The 12,781-nt window shown below is 73.9% G+C and carries 16 protein-coding genes; 8 read left to right on the top strand and 8 right to left on the bottom strand.

Annotated features, from left to right (window positions below; all coding sequences use genetic code 11):
* Window positions 1-58 precede the first annotated feature (58 nt).
* The 3 genes from Q2K19_RS16245 (at window position 59) to Q2K19_RS16235 (ending at window position 2,601) form a co-directional block, all read left to right on the top strand.
* Entirely contained in the window at window positions 59-994 is a 936-nt protein-coding gene (locus tag Q2K19_RS16245; RefSeq protein ID WP_302771978.1) for an alpha/beta hydrolase family protein, read from the top strand.
* Between the two features lie 39 nt (window positions 995-1,033).
* The gene (locus Q2K19_RS16240) at window positions 1,034-1,567 is read left to right on the top strand and encodes a nucleotidyltransferase domain-containing protein (protein WP_302771976.1); all 534 of its coding nucleotides are present in this window, start codon (window positions 1,034-1,036) and stop codon (window positions 1,565-1,567) included.
* 71 nt (window positions 1,568-1,638) lie between these two features.
* Complete coding sequence (locus tag Q2K19_RS16235; protein WP_302771972.1) at window positions 1,639-2,601, top strand: alpha/beta hydrolase family protein; 963 nt, start codon at window positions 1,639-1,641, stop codon at window positions 2,599-2,601.
* A 48-nt stretch (window positions 2,602-2,649) separates the two neighbouring features.
* Here Q2K19_RS16235 and Q2K19_RS16230 read toward each other — a convergent pair whose 3' ends face one another.
* From Q2K19_RS16230 to Q2K19_RS16220, 3 genes are all read right to left on the bottom strand, one after another.
* Window positions 2,650-3,612, bottom strand: a complete 963-nt coding sequence (locus tag Q2K19_RS16230; protein ID WP_302771970.1) for a zinc-binding dehydrogenase — start codon at window positions 3,610-3,612, stop codon at window positions 2,650-2,652.
* 75 nt (window positions 3,613-3,687) lie between these two features.
* On the bottom strand, window positions 3,688-4,863 hold the full coding sequence (locus Q2K19_RS16225; RefSeq protein WP_302771969.1) for an NAD(P)-dependent malic enzyme: 1,176 nt from the start codon (window positions 4,861-4,863) through the stop codon (window positions 3,688-3,690).
* 139 nt (window positions 4,864-5,002) lie between these two features.
* Window positions 5,003-5,359: a S24/S26 family peptidase gene (locus Q2K19_RS16220; RefSeq protein WP_302771967.1), complete on the bottom strand. Its 357-nt coding sequence runs from the start codon at window positions 5,357-5,359 to the stop codon at window positions 5,003-5,005.
* 85 nt (window positions 5,360-5,444) lie between these two features.
* On the opposite strand from Q2K19_RS16220, the gene sodN reads away from it, so the two are divergent.
* The 3 genes from sodN (at window position 5,445) to Q2K19_RS16205 (ending at window position 6,810) form a co-directional block, all read left to right on the top strand.
* Window positions 5,445-5,849 carry a superoxide dismutase, Ni gene (sodN, locus tag Q2K19_RS16215; protein ID WP_302771965.1) on the top strand — a complete coding sequence of 135 codons (405 nt, stop codon included), beginning with the start codon at window positions 5,445-5,447 and terminating at the stop codon, window positions 5,847-5,849.
* Window positions 5,850-5,914: 65 nt separating this feature from the next.
* Window positions 5,915-6,370: a GNAT family N-acetyltransferase gene (locus Q2K19_RS16210; RefSeq protein ID WP_302772534.1), complete on the top strand. Its 456-nt coding sequence runs from the start codon at window positions 5,915-5,917 to the stop codon at window positions 6,368-6,370.
* A 32-nt stretch (window positions 6,371-6,402) separates the two neighbouring features.
* Window positions 6,403-6,810 (top strand): ATP-binding protein, encoded by a 408-nt coding sequence (locus Q2K19_RS16205; protein WP_302771963.1) that lies wholly within the window; start codon window positions 6,403-6,405, stop codon window positions 6,808-6,810.
* On the opposite strand, the gene Q2K19_RS16200 is transcribed toward Q2K19_RS16205, so the two are convergent.
* Window positions 6,804-7,211 (bottom strand): hypothetical protein, encoded by a 408-nt coding sequence (locus Q2K19_RS16200; RefSeq protein WP_302771961.1) that lies wholly within the window; start codon window positions 7,209-7,211, stop codon window positions 6,804-6,806. The two genes, Q2K19_RS16205 and Q2K19_RS16200, sit on opposite strands and share 7 nt — an antisense overlap.
* A gap of 43 nt (window positions 7,212-7,254) precedes the next feature.
* Here Q2K19_RS16200 and Q2K19_RS16195 point away from each other — a divergent pair, with 43 nt between their 5' ends.
* Window positions 7,255-8,205 carry a diacylglycerol/lipid kinase family protein gene (locus Q2K19_RS16195; protein WP_302771959.1) on the top strand — a complete coding sequence of 317 codons (951 nt, stop codon included), beginning with the start codon at window positions 7,255-7,257 and terminating at the stop codon, window positions 8,203-8,205.
* Window positions 8,206-8,654: 449 nt separating this feature from the next.
* Window positions 8,655-8,912: a WhiB family transcriptional regulator gene (locus Q2K19_RS16190; RefSeq protein WP_073834718.1), complete on the top strand. Its 258-nt coding sequence runs from the start codon at window positions 8,655-8,657 to the stop codon at window positions 8,910-8,912.
* Between the two features lie 116 nt (window positions 8,913-9,028).
* Here the strand turns inward: Q2K19_RS16190 and Q2K19_RS16185 are convergent, their stop codons facing one another.
* Genes Q2K19_RS16185 through Q2K19_RS16170 form a run of 4 tightly spaced genes read right to left on the bottom strand, consistent with a single transcriptional unit; the run spans window position 9,029 to window position 12,409 of the window.
* Window positions 9,029-9,805: a sirohydrochlorin chelatase gene (locus Q2K19_RS16185; RefSeq protein ID WP_302771956.1), complete on the bottom strand. Its 777-nt coding sequence runs from the start codon at window positions 9,803-9,805 to the stop codon at window positions 9,029-9,031.
* Entirely contained in the window at window positions 9,787-10,551 is a 765-nt protein-coding gene (locus Q2K19_RS16180) for a phosphoadenylyl-sulfate reductase (RefSeq protein ID WP_302771954.1), read from the bottom strand. Before Q2K19_RS16180 ends, Q2K19_RS16185 begins: the two co-directional genes overlap by 19 nt.
* The gene (locus Q2K19_RS16175; protein WP_302771952.1) at window positions 10,548-10,706 is read right to left on the bottom strand and encodes a hypothetical protein; all 159 of its coding nucleotides are present in this window, start codon (window positions 10,704-10,706) and stop codon (window positions 10,548-10,550) included. The genes Q2K19_RS16180 and Q2K19_RS16175 overlap by 4 nt, the downstream gene beginning before the upstream one ends.
* A complete protein-coding gene (locus Q2K19_RS16170) occupies window positions 10,703-12,409 on the bottom strand; it encodes a nitrite/sulfite reductase (protein ID WP_302771950.1) in 1,707 nt (568 codons plus the stop codon). The genes Q2K19_RS16175 and Q2K19_RS16170 overlap by 4 nt, the downstream gene beginning before the upstream one ends.
* Window positions 12,410-12,781: the final 372 nt, after the last annotated feature.

Raw genomic sequence — 12,781 nt, 5'->3', positions numbered from 1 at the left:
GCGACAGCCGGTCCGGACGGCGGGGCCCGGCCGGCCACCCGGTGCCTACCGTGAAAGGGTGAGGGTGCAGCGGCTGGCCGCCGCGCTGGTGACGGCGCTGCTGGCGGGCTGCGGCCCGGCCACCGCCGCGACCGACGACGGTCCCCCGGTCACCGCCCGGCACGTCCCACCGCGGGCGTACGCGGTCGGGGTACGGCAGATCGTCGTCGACCCGGGCGGCGCCCGGCCGCTGCCGGTCACCGTCTGGTATCCGACGGAGTCCGCCACCCCGGCGTCGGCCGGGCCGGTCGTCCGGCCGGGCGCCCCGGTGGCCGCCGGACGGTTCCCGGTGGTGATCTACAGCCACGGCCTGCGCAGCCTGCCCGAGCTGCACGCGCCGCTGACCACCCGCTGGGCCGCCGCCGGCTTCGTGGTGGCCGCGCCGACCTACCCGCGCACCAACCTGCGGGCCCGCGACTTCACCCGCGCCGACGTCCGCAACCAGCCCGCCGACGGGTGGCGGCTCATCCGCCACCTGGTACGCCTCGACACCCGCGCCGCCGACCCGCTCGCCGGGCATCTGGACGTCGCGCGGATCGCCGCGGCCGGGCACTCGGCGGGCGGTTTCACCACGGCCGGCATGTTCACTTCCGGGCACTCGGCCCGGCTGCGCGCCGGCATCGTGATCGCCGGCGGCGGGCTGGCCGGCAGCTTCGCCGGGCCGGTCGCGCCGCTGCTGTTCGTGCACGGCGCCGCCGACGCGATCGTGCCGGAGTCGGTCGGCCGGGCCGCGTACGCCCGCAGCCTCGGGCCGGCCGCCTTCCTGAGCCTCCCCGGCCAGGGCCACGGCGAGTACCTGACCCCGGGCCGTCCCGGCTTCGCCCAGGTCCTGGCCACCACCACCGACTTCCTTCGCTGGACCCTGTACGACGACCGGCCCGCCCTCCGCCGCCTGCCGGCCGACGCGCGCCTGCCCGGCACCACCTCACTGATCACGCGCGCCCTGCCCGGCTGAGCCCCCACGCCGGTGCCCGCCACGGGTAGCGTCGCCCGGGTGGACGGGCTGGCGGCACGGCAACTCGAGGCGATCCGTGAGGTGGGCGAGCTGGCCGGGTCGGCCGGCATCCCGGTGTGGCTGCGCGGCGGCTGGGCGATGGACTTCCACCTCGGCGAGGTGACCCGGCCGCACGTCGACGTCGACTGGTACTGCTGGCGGCGGGACGGCGGCCCGCTGGCCGCCCGGCTCGGCGGGCAGGGCTGGCGGCCCGACCCCCGGATGCCGGTCGAACGGCAGCTCGACCTGCTCCGCGACGATGTCGAGCTGAGCTTCGCGTACCTGGACCGGGACGCCGAGGGCCGGGTGGTGGTCGGCGCCGGGGCGTGGGCGGGCACGCCGCTGCCCGACGGCATGCTGGCCGGCCCGCCGGGCCGGCTCGGCCCGCTCACCGCGCCGGTGATCAGCGTGGCCGCGCAGATCGAGTTCAAGGAGATGTACCCGGTCTGGATGCCGGAGCGGCCCCGCCGGCCGAAGGACGCCACCGACCTCGCCCGGCTGCGGGAGAGCCGGCTCGCCCGGCCGCCGCGCTGAGGTGTGCCGATCCGCTCACCCTGGGCCGATGTCCGGCCGGCCGGGCCGGATCGCGAGGCACAATCGTCTTCATGCTCCGTCGCCCTACCGCCCTGGTCACCGCCGCGCTGCTCACCGCCGGACTGGCCGGCTGCTCCGGCGGCACCGCCCCGGTGCAGCGGCCCGCGCCGAGCGCGCCGCCGAAGGCGAGCACGCCGGCACCGCGCGTCGCCGCCGGGCACGCCCCCGCCGAGAGCTTCGCGGTCGGCGTACGCCAGTTGAAGCTGAACCGCGACGGCGACCGCCCGCTGCCGGTGACCATCTGGTACCCGGCCCGGGGCGAGGCCGGCGGCGAGCCGGAGCGGTCCGCGCCGGCCGCGGCCGGGCGGTTCCCGGTGGTGATGTTCAGCCACGGGCTGGGGGCCCGGCCGGAGGACTACCAGCTGCTGCTGAGCCGCTGGGCGTCGGCCGGGTTCGTGGTGGCCGCGCCGAAGTTCCCGCACACCGGGGCCGGCGGCGACGGCAACCCGCTCGACGTGCTCAACCAGCCCGCCGACGTGTCGTACGCGCTGACCCAGGTGCTCGCGCTGAACGGCAGGGCGGGTGACCCACTGCGCGGCCGGCTGGACCCGGACCGGGTGGCCGCGGCCGGGCACAGCGCGGGCGGGGTGACCACGATCGGGCTCTTCACCGCCGGGCGGGACGAGCGGCTGGACGCCGGCATCGTCTTCGCCGGCACCGCGCTCGGCGTCGGCACCGCCTTCGCCGGGGCGGCCGCGCCGCAGCTCTTCGTGCACGGCGAGGCCGACGAGGTGGTGAGCTACGCCTCCGGCAAGGCGGTCTACGACGCGGTGCCCTGGCCGAAGGCGATGCTCAGCCTGCCGAAGGGCGACCACGGCCGGGCCCTGCTCGCCGACGGGAAGGCGCTGCGGGTGGTCGAGGACACCACCGTCGAGTTCCTCCGCTGGTCGCTCTACGGCGACGCGGCGGCGAAGAAGCGGCTCCCCGCCGACGCCGCCCGCGGCGGCCTCGCCACCCTCGACGACCACCTGTAGGGAGGCGCCCCGACGCTTCCGGTGGCGCAGGGGCCCTTCCTGACGCCGTCAGGCGGTGTGGTCGATGACGACCTTGCCGAAGACGTCGCCGGAGTGCAGGCGGGCGAATGCCTCATCGATCCGGCTGAACGGCACCACGCTGTCGATCACCGGGCGCACCTCGTGCTCGGCGCAGAACGCGAGCAGCTGGGTGAGCTCGTCCGGGGTGCCCATCGAGGTGCCCAGGATCGCCAGCTGCATGGCGAAGACCCGGCGCAGGTTGACCTTGGGCTCGTAACCGGCGGTGGCGCCGGAGACCACGATCCGGGCCATCGGCGCGGCGGACTTCAGCGAGTGGTCGAAGGTGGCCGCGCCGACCGTCTCGATCACCACGTCGACCCGCTCGGGCAGCCGGGCGCCGGGCTCCACCGCGGTCGCGCCCAGCGCGCTGATCCGCTCCCGCTTGGCGGGGTCGCGGCTGGTCGCGTACACCCGCTTGCCGAGCGCGACGGCGAGTGCGACGGCCGCGGTGGCGACGCCGCCGCCGGCCCCCTGGACCAGCACCGACTCGCCCTCGTCGACCCGGCCCTTGGTGGTGAGCATGCGCCACGCGGTGAGCCAGGCCGTGGGCAGGCAGGCCGCGTCGGTCGCGGACAGGCCGTCCGGCAGCGGCAGCAGGTTCATCCGGGGCACGGCCACCCGCTCGGCGAAGGTGCCGGGGAAGTGCTCGGAGAGGATCGAGACCCCACGGGGGTCGCCCGGGGTGGTCACCACGGGGTAGATGACCACCCCGTTGCCGTCCGGGTCGGTGCCGACCGCGTCGCAGCCGAGGATCATCGGGAGCTGGTCGGCGGTGAGGCCGACCCCGCGCAGCGACCAGAGGTCGTGGTGGTTGAGCGAGCTGGCCCGTACCTGCACGGTGACCCAGTCGTCCTGCGGGTGGGTCGGCTCGGGGCGGTCGCCGACGGTGAGCGCGGCGAGCGGGTTGTCGGCGTCCAGGGCCGAGGCGAAGGCAGCACGCATGATCGGCACGGTAACAAGCTGAGCGCCCGTTAAGAAGGGGCTCTTCCTATGCAAAACACGATAAGAAGGGCCCCTTCCTTCCGGTCAGCGGCGGGCGACCCCGTCGCGGCGGGCGGCCTCGGCGACGGCCTCGGCGACCGCCGGGGCGACCCGCGGGTCCAGCGGCGAGGGCACGATCGCCTCGGCGGTCAGCGACTCGGCGACCACGTTGGCGATGGCGTCGGCCGCGGCCACCTTCATCCCGTCGGTGATCCGGGTGGCCCGGGCGTCCAGCGCGCCGCGGAACACACCGGGGAAGGCGAGCACGTTGTTGATCTGGTTGGGGTAGTCGCTGCGGCCGGTGGCGACCACCGCGACGTGCCGGGCGGCCACCTCCGGGTGCACCTCCGGAGTGGGGTTGGCCAGCGCGAAGACGATGCCGCCGGGCGCCATCCCGGCCACCGCCGCCTCGGGGATCTGCCCGCCGGAGACGCCGACCAGCACGTCCGCGTCGCGCAGCGCCTCGGTGACGTCGCCCTGCCGGCCCTCGGCGTTGGTGGTCTCGGCCAGCTCGGCCTTGGTCCCGGTCAGCTCGCGATGCCGGCCGATGATGCCCCGGGAGTCGCAGACCACCACCTGATCCGGGTTCACTCCCCCGGCGACCAGCATCTTCGTCACCGCGACGCCGGCCGCGCCGGCCCCGCTGACCACCACCCGCAGGTCGCCGAGCTTGCGGTTGAGCAGGGTCGCCGCGTTGCGCAGCGCGGCCAGCACCACGATCGCGGTGCCGTGCTGGTCGTCGTGGAAGACCGGGATCGGCAGGGCCTCGTCCAGCCGGCGCTCCACCTCGAAGCAGCGCGGGGCGCTGATGTCCTCCAGGTTGATCCCGCCGAACGAGGGGGCGAGCGCCCGCACCGCGGCCACGATCTCGTCCACGTCCTGCGTGTCCAGGCAGATCGGCACCGCGTCCACCCCCGCGAACTGCTTGAAGAGCACCGCCTTGCCCTCCATCACCGGCAGCGCCGCGCGCGGCCCGATGTTGCCCAGGCCGAGCACGGCGGAGCCGTCGGTGACCACGGCGACGGTGTGCGACACCCAGGTGTAGTCGTCGGCGAGGTCGGGGTCGGCGGCGATCGCCTCGCAGACCCGGGCAACCCCGGGGGTGTACGCGAGGGAGAGGTCCTCCCGGCTGGTGAGCGGCACGGTGGCGGCGACGGCCATCTTGCCGCCGGCGTGCAGCCGGAAGACGGGATCAGCGAGGTCCGGGGTGGACGAAGACATGGTGACTCCAGGATCTGTCGAGCAGACGGACCGGCCGGCTCGGCGCGCCATGGTCAGCGGCGAGCGGGGCGGCGGTGCGGGGGTCACCCGGGCACTTTCCGAGCATAGTCAGGCATCCGGCGCTCGGATGTGAGCGGGGTCATATCCGTGGCCGCCGCCCCGTGACGAGTCCGGGACGCGGCCAGTACCGGGCCACCACCCGGCCGCGCACGTCCGCCACGCCGTACGCCCGGGAGTCGTCGGTGACCAGGTCGTTGTCGCCGCGCAGCCACCAGCCGCCGTCCTGCGGCCGGACCGCGCGCTTGACCACGAGCAGGTCGGGGCGGCTGCGGAAGACCGCCACCACGACGTCGCCGGGGTGCACCGGCCGCCCCCCGGTACGCACCAGCACGGCGTCGCCGTGCCGCAGCGTCGGCACCATGGACGGGCCGGTGACCAGCACCGCCGCCAGCGGCCCGGGCAACCCCGGCACGCCGGGCTGGTTCGCGGCACGCACCGGGGTTTCACCTCTCGCCCGCCGGGGAGCATGTCCAGGAGTAATGTCGTCTCCGATCATCGCAAACATCCCATGGAGGACCCTGATGCGCCTTCCTCGCATCCTCACGCCGCGTGTGACCGCCAGCGCCCACTGCGACCTTCCGTGCGGCGTGTACGACCCGGCGCAGGCCCGGATCGAGGCCGAGTCGGTCAAAATGATCTGCGAGAAGTACCAGTCGAACACCGACCCGGAGTACCGCACCCGGGCGATCATCATCAAGGAGCAGCGGGCCGAGCTGGTCAAGCACCACCTCTGGGTGCTCTGGACCGACTACTTCAAGCCGCAGCACTTCGAGAAGTACCCGAACCTGCACCAGCTCTTCAACGAGACCACCAAGCTCGCGGGCTCCGCCGGCGCCAAGGGGGCGACCGACCCGGCCATCGCCGACCAGCTGCTGCAGAAGATCGACGAGATCTCGAAGATCTTCTGGGAGACCAAGCAGGCGTGAGCCTGCCCGCCCAGGCACCGACGATCCGGCCGGCGCGTCCCGAGGACGTGCCGGCCGTCGTCGCGATGGTGCACGAACTCGCCGACTACGAGCGCGCCCCCGAGCAGTGCCACCTCACCGAGGAGCAGCTCACCGCCGCACTCTTCACGACTGCGCCGGCGCTCTACGGGCACGTCGCGGTCGACGCCACCGACCGACCGATCGGCTTCGCCCTCTGGTTCCTCAACTTCTCCACCTGGGAGGGCGTACACGGCATCTACCTGGAGGACCTCTACGTCCGCCCGGCCGCCCGGGGCACCGGCGCGGGTCGCCTGCTGCTGGCCACCCTCGCCGCGATCTGTGTCGAGCGCGGCTACCGGCGGCTGGACTGGTGGATGATCAACTGGAACCCGGCGGCCCGTTTCTACGCCCGGATCGGGGCGAACCCGATGGACGAGTGGGTGCCCTATCGGCTCGCCGGCCCGGCCCTGCACGAACTAGCCGCACAGGCGACGGCCGCGCCCACCCACCCGCGCGCCTGACCGGGTAGAGTCCGGCACCGGGGGGATGAGGCGTGACTCAACTGACCGGCCAGCCGACGACCGACGACGACGTCGTGCACCTCACCGTGCCCGCCGACGGCGGCTACCTGGGTGTGCTCCGCACCGCGACGGCCGGCCTCGCGGCCCGCCTCCAGTTCGCCCTCGACGAGATCGAGGACCTGCGGATCGCGGTCGACGAGGCCTGCGCCATGCTGCTCGCCATCGCCACCCGCAACGCCGAGCTGGAGTGCCGGTTCGCGGTCACCGAGGACGCGCTCACGGTCGAGGTGACCGTGCCGACGGTCCGGGGCGCCACGCTGCCCTCCGAGTCGTCCTTCGCCTGGAAGGTGCTCACCGCGCTGACCACCGCGGCGTCCGCCCGGGCCGCCGACGGTCGGGCCACCATCGCCCTGCTCACCCGCCGCGCCTCCGGCTACTGACGGTCCGCCCCGTCGGCGAAGCCGAGCGCCCGGTTGCTCGGCGCGCTCACCAACAGCCCGGTCACCCCGAGGCCGAGCACCATCAGCGGCAGCCCCAGCCAGGGCAGGCCACCCTGGATCATGTACCAGCCGACCGGCAGCAACATGAGCTGGAGCACGACGGCCGGGGCCCGGGCACCGGCCCGCCGACGGACCAGCGCACCGGCCAGCGCCCAGAGCGCCGCCGCGCCGCCGACCGCGAACGCCGTCAGCAGCAACGCCGTCGTCAGGTCGTGCGCCTCGGAGGTGAGGTCGGACCAGATCAGCCACACCGCGACCAGGGCGAGCGCCACGGCTTGGGCGCGCAAAAGGCGCACCGCCCAGCGGAGCGTGGCGGGGACCGGCTCGGAGTCGATCGTCACGCGCGACACGATACCCGTGGGTAGGCGCGGTACAGTGCCGCCCATGCGCGCCGTCCTGGTGGTCAATCCGAAGGCCACCACCACCAGCGAACGCAGCCGGGACGTCCTGGTCCGGGCGCTGCGCAGCGAAGTCGACCTGTCGGTGCGGTACACCCGCCGGCGGGGGCACGCCATGGACCTGGCCCGGGAGGCCGCCCAGGAGGGCGTCGACCTGGTGGTCACGCTGGGCGGGGACGGCACGGTCAACGAGGTGGTGAACGGCCTGATGGCGGCCGAGCCGCCGACCTTCCGCACCGGGGAGACCACGGCGGAACGACTGCCGGCGCTGGCCACCGTCCCGGGCGGCTCGACCAACGTCTTCGCCCGCGCACTGGGCCTGCCCCGGGAGTGGGCGGACGGGACCAGCATGATCCTGGAGGGGCTGCGCCTCGGTCGGTCACGGACCATCGGGCTCGGCCGGGCGGACGACCGCTACTTCACCTTCTGCGCCGGCTTCGGCATCGACGCGGCCGTCATCCAGCGGGTGGAGCGGGCCCGCAAGCGGGGCCGCGTCTCCACTCCGACGCTCTACTTCCGCGCCACGGTGAGCCAGTACTTCGTCGGCTCGGACCGGCGGCATCCGTCGATCACCCTGGAGCGCCCGGGAGAGGCGGCGGAGACCGAACTGGCCACGGCCATCATCCAGAACACCGCGCCGTGGACGTACCTGGGCGAACGGGAGATCAACCCGAACCCGGAGGCGTCCTTCGACCTCGGGCTGGACGTGCTGGCGATCCGGCAGCTCAAGGTGGCGAGCACGGCACGTACGGTCACCCAGTTCTTCTCCCGGGATCCCGATCCGCACGGCAAGCAGGTGCTCCGGCTGCACGACGTCGCGGAGTTCACCCTGCTCTCGGCCCGTCCGCAGGCGTTCCAGCTCGACGGGGACTACCTTGGCGAGCGGGAGAAAGTCAGATTCACATCCGTTCCGGCCGCACTGAGAGTAATCTGCTAGGTCTCGGGTACTGCCGTCGGTTGACGCGGGACTCATCGCACGCCCGGTGCGGTGCCGCGACACACGAGGGGCAGGTGCCGGAAATGTCAGCAACGTCACGCAGACCGTACTACATTGATCCTCGACTGTGGCACGCCGGGTAACCAGAGCGCTCTGAAACCCGGACAAAAGGGTGGTGAGCCCGCTCACTGTTCGGAGTTTTTCCGAGCGCCACCCTTGACATCGCGGCAGTTCGTGAAAGTATTCACAAGCGAACTCGTGTTACCGGGACATTGCCTGGATATGCTCGGCAGGTTGAGCTGTTCCAGCAGGTCCCGGGGCCCCGCAGCCTGCTCACGCAGCGCCGAATTGATGGCTGCTTACCGTCACCGATCGGCAATGCGGATGCATATAGGAATAGCAACCAAGCGTTATTGGCCACCCACTTAAGAATGAGGAGTGTTGCCGCCATGGACTGGCGCCACGATGCCGTCTGCCGCGACGAGGACCCGGAGCTGTTCTTCCCGATCGGGACGTCCGGCCCGGCCCTCCTGCAGGTGGAACAGGCCAAGGCCGTCTGCCGGCGCTGCCCGGTGACCGACCAGTGCCTGCAGTGGGCGCTGGAGTCCGGTCAGGACGCCGGCGTCTGGGGCGGGATGAGCGAGGAGGAGCGCCGCGCGGTGAAGCGCCGCGGCGGGCTCCGGGTGCTGCGCGCTCACTCCGCCTGATCGCACCGCAGCTACACGCCCCGGCCGGGTCATCCCGCCGGGGCGTTCTGCTGTCCATGGCTCCCCGACTACCCCGTCGCCGTCGTCCTTGATCACCGGGGCGGCGGCGACGCTCGTCACCGCGAACCCGCCACCGGGCCGCACCAGCCCGCCACGGCGGCGTCCACCCGGCGCAGCACCAGCTCGGCGAGCTCGGGCAGGTCGGTGAGCGGGTCGGCGACCGCCACCGCGCCGGCCTCCGCCGCCCCGGCCACCACGCCGTCATGGAACAGGCCCGGCGCCAGGAAGTAGGCCACCACCGCAACCCGGCGGGCCCCGCCCGCGCGCAGCTTCGCCACCGCGACGCCCGCCCCCGGCGGCGCCGCCGAGGCGTACGACACCCGGCAGCGGACACCCAGCTCGGCGCCGAGGACCGCGGCCACCCGGCCGACCGAGCCGCGCGCCCGCGGATCCCGGGTACCGGCGGCGGCCAGCACCAGTCCGTCGTACCCGCCGGGTTCCGCCTCCGCCAGCCGGCGCCGCAACCCGGCCAGCAGCCCGGCGTCCACGACCCCGTCCGCCGGGCCCAGCACGTCGGTGACCCGTACCTCGATCGGCGCGCCCGCCCCGCGGGCGGCGGCCACCGCGGCCGGGATGTCCACCCTCCGGTGGTAGGCGGCGGTCAGCAGCAGCGGCACCAGCACCGCGCGGTCCCGGCCGGCGGCGGCGAGGTCCCGCAGCACGGCGGCCGGCCCCGGCTCGGTGTGGTCCAGCCAGCTCGGCAGCACCGGCGTGCCCGGGCGGGCGGCCGCCACGGCCCGGGTCAGCGCCCGCGTCGCCTCGGCCGCCCGCGGGTCACGACTGCCGTGCGCGACCAGCACCACCGGTGGGGCGGTCAGGTGTGCAGGCCGCACTCGGTCTTCTCGAACATGGCCCACCGGCCCGCCCGCGGGTCCTCCCCCGCCTTCGTCCGGCGGGTGCAGGGCCAGCAGCCGATCGAGCCGTAGCCGCGGCTGAACAGCTCGTTGACCGGGATGTCGTAGCGGGCGACGTAGGCGTCCACGTCCCGCTGGGTCCAGGCGGCGATCGGGTTCACCTTGACCTTGCCGCGCCGGGGGTCGAAGGCGACCACCGGGGTGTTGGCCCGGGTGGGGGACTCGTCCCGGCGCAACCCGGCGGCCCAGGCGTCGTACCCGGTCAGCGCCCGCTCCAGCGGCTCCACCTTGCGCAGCTGGCAGCACTCGTCCGGGGAGCGGTTGAACAGGCGCGGACCGTACTGGCCGTCCTGCTGCCCGACGGTGATCCGGGGGCGGATCGAGCGCACGTTCACCGGCAGCCGGCGGGCCACCTCGTCGCGGACCTTGAGCGTCTCCGGGAAATGCAGCCCGGTGTCCAGGAAGACCACGTCGACGCCGGGCGCGACCCGGGAGACCAGGTGTGCCAGCACGCCGTCGGCCATCGAGCTGGTCACGCAGAACCGGTCGCCGAAGGTCTCCGCGGCCCAGCGGGCGATCTCCAGCGCCGGGGCGCCCTCCAGCTCCCGGCCGGCCGCCTCGGCCAGCGCGCGCAGCTCCTCCGGGTCCCGCCGATCCGGGTCGGCGGGCGTCGGGCCGCCCAGCCCGACCAGACCCAGGCCGGCGGCGGAGACCAGCCCGCTCACCGGGTCACCGCCCGGGAGAGCAGGCCGGTGAACTTCACGGTGAAGACCCGCGCGCAGGCGTGGCACTCCCAGGCGCCGTGCCCGGCCTCGCTCGGCCGCAGGTCCTCCTCCCCGCAGTACGGGCAGTAGAGAGGTACGGATCGGCTTTCGCTCATCGCAGTTCCTCCTCGTCGACCCTGATCACCCAGTTGGCGAACGTCTCGCCCTCGGTCCGGCCGGCCAGGTAGCGGCGGGCCAGTCGTTCCACGTACTCCGGAAGCTCCTCGGCGGTGGTCTTCAGGCCGCGCAGCTTGCGGCCGAAGCCGGCGGTCTGCCCCTGGGCCATGCCGAGGCCGCCGCCGAGATGCACCTGGAAGCCCTCCACCTGGCGGCCGTCCGGACCCACCACGAGCTGGCCCTTGAGCCCGATGTCGGCGACCTGGGTCCGGGCGCAGGCGTTCGGGCAGCCGTTGAGGTGGATGGAGATGTCGGCGTCGAAGTCGCGCAGCCGCTCCTCCAGCCGGGCCACCAGCTCCTCGCCGCGCCGCTTGGTCTCCACGATGGCGAGCTTGCAGAACTCGATGCCGGTGCAGGCCATGGTGCCGCGCCGCCAGGCCGACGGCCGGGCCTCCAGGCCGATCGTCCGCAGCTGCGCCACCAGCGAGTCGGTCCGCTCCGGCGCCACATCCAGCACCAGCAGCTTCTGGTACGGGGTGAGCCGGACCCGGCCGCTGCCGTGTGCCTCCACCACGTCGGCGAGCCGGGCGAGCTGCGGGCCCGAGACCCGACCCACCACCGGGGCGGCGCCGACGTAGTTGCGCCCGTCCCTCTGCGGGTGCACGCCGATGTGGTCGACCGGCTTCGCCGGCAGCGCCGCGACCGGCCCGTCGAGCAGCGTCCGGCCCAGGTACTCCTTCTCCAGCACCTCGCGGAACTTCGCCACGCCCCAGTCGGCGACCAGGAACTTCAACCGGGCCCGGTTGCGCAGCCGGCGGTAGCCGTAGTCCCGGAAGATGCCGACCACGCCCGCCCAGACGTCCGGCACCTCGGCCAGCGGCACCCAGACGCCGAGCCGCTTGGCGAGCATCGGGTTGGTGGAGAGGCCGCCACCGACCCAGAGGTCGAAGCCGGGGCCGTGCTCCGGGTGCTCGACGCCGAGGAACGCGATGTCGTTCGCCTCGTACGGGGTGTCGACCAGCCACGAGATCGAGGTCTTGAACTTGCGGGGCAGGTTGGAGAACCGCTGGTCGCCCACGTATCGGCGGACGATCTCGTCGATCGCCGGCGTCGGGTCGAGCACCTCGTCCCGGGCCACCCCGGCGACCGGGCTGCCCAGCACGACCCGCGGGCAGTCGCCGCACGCCTCGGTGGTCTGCAGCCCGACCGCCTCCAGCCGGCGCCAGATCTCCGGCACGTCCTCGACCCGGATCCAGTGGAACTGGATGTTCTGCCGGTCGGTGATGTCGGCGGTGTCCCGGGCGAACTCCCGGGAGATGCCGGCGATCACCCGGAGCTGGGCCAGGCTCAGTTCCCCGCCGTCCACCCGCACCCGGAGCATGAAGAACTCGTCCTCCAGCTCGTGCGGCTCCAGCACGGCGGTGCGCCCGCCGTCGATGCCGGCCTTGCGCTGGGTGTAGAGGCCCCACCAGCGGAACCGGCCGCGCAGGTCCTGCGGGTCGATGGAGGCGAAGCCCCGCTGCGCGTAGATGTTCTCGATCCGGGCCCGCACGTTGAGCGGGTCGTCGTCCTTCTTGATCCGCTCGTTGGGGTTGAGCGGCTCGCGGTGCCCGAGCGCCCACTGCCCCTCACCACGGGCACGGCGGGTCGCCCGCGCGGCGGGCGGGGTCTCGGACCGGGTGGGGGTGCTGCTGACCGCCATCGCGGCGTCCTCCGTTGTCTGCTGTGCCTGGTTACGCAAACGCGACGGCCGGCCCTGGTGAGGGCCGTGGACGGCGGTGTCGGTGACGGCCGGCGCGGAGCGCGCCCGAGACGGATGGGTCGGGCGTCGTCAGTGGGCCGGACAGATCGCGCTGCGCACGCGGCCGTAGTCGACGTGGCGACGGGCCACGAAGCGGCGGACGACAGCGGCGGTCATGGGCCATATGCTGCCACACCCCGCAGGGGCCGACCACCAGCCGAAGGTGTGATCCCACATCACGGGCCGCCCCGACCACATCGACGCTGTTCCGCACCCTGCGGCAGCGTCGGCTGGCCGGCACCGCGAATCGGCGGACCCGCCCGACGGCGGTGT

The sequence above is a fragment of the Micromonospora sp. NBRC 110009 genome (assembly GCF_030518795.1).
GTDB lineage: Bacteria > Actinomycetota > Actinomycetes > Mycobacteriales > Micromonosporaceae > Micromonospora.
Note: the sequence above shows the minus strand (reverse complement) of the source record. Positions and strands in the feature narration are given on the sequence as shown.

Excerpts from the sequence above, each read along its gene's own strand:
- Q2K19_RS16235 (WP_302771972.1), top strand. The coding sequence starts at position 1,639 with ATGCTCCGTCGCCCTACCGCCCTGGTCACCGCCGCGCTGCTCACCGCC.
- Q2K19_RS16225 (WP_302771969.1), bottom strand. The coding sequence starts at position 4,863 with ATGTCTTCGTCCACCCCGGACCTCGCTGATCCCGTCTTCCGGCTGCAC.
- sodN (WP_302771965.1), top strand. The coding sequence starts at position 5,445 with ATGCGCCTTCCTCGCATCCTCACGCCGCGTGTGACCGCCAGCGCCCAC.
- Q2K19_RS16210 (WP_302772534.1), top strand. The coding sequence starts at position 5,915 with ATGGTGCACGAACTCGCCGACTACGAGCGCGCCCCCGAGCAGTGCCAC.
- Q2K19_RS16195 (WP_302771959.1), top strand. The coding sequence starts at position 7,255 with ATGCGCGCCGTCCTGGTGGTCAATCCGAAGGCCACCACCACCAGCGAA.
- Q2K19_RS16190 (WP_073834718.1), top strand. The coding sequence starts at position 8,655 with ATGGACTGGCGCCACGATGCCGTCTGCCGCGACGAGGACCCGGAGCTG.
- Q2K19_RS16175 (WP_302771952.1), bottom strand. The coding sequence starts at position 10,706 with ATGAGCGAAAGCCGATCCGTACCTCTCTACTGCCCGTACTGCGGGGAG.
- Q2K19_RS16170 (WP_302771950.1), bottom strand. The coding sequence starts at position 12,409 with ATGGCGGTCAGCAGCACCCCCACCCGGTCCGAGACCCCGCCCGCCGCG.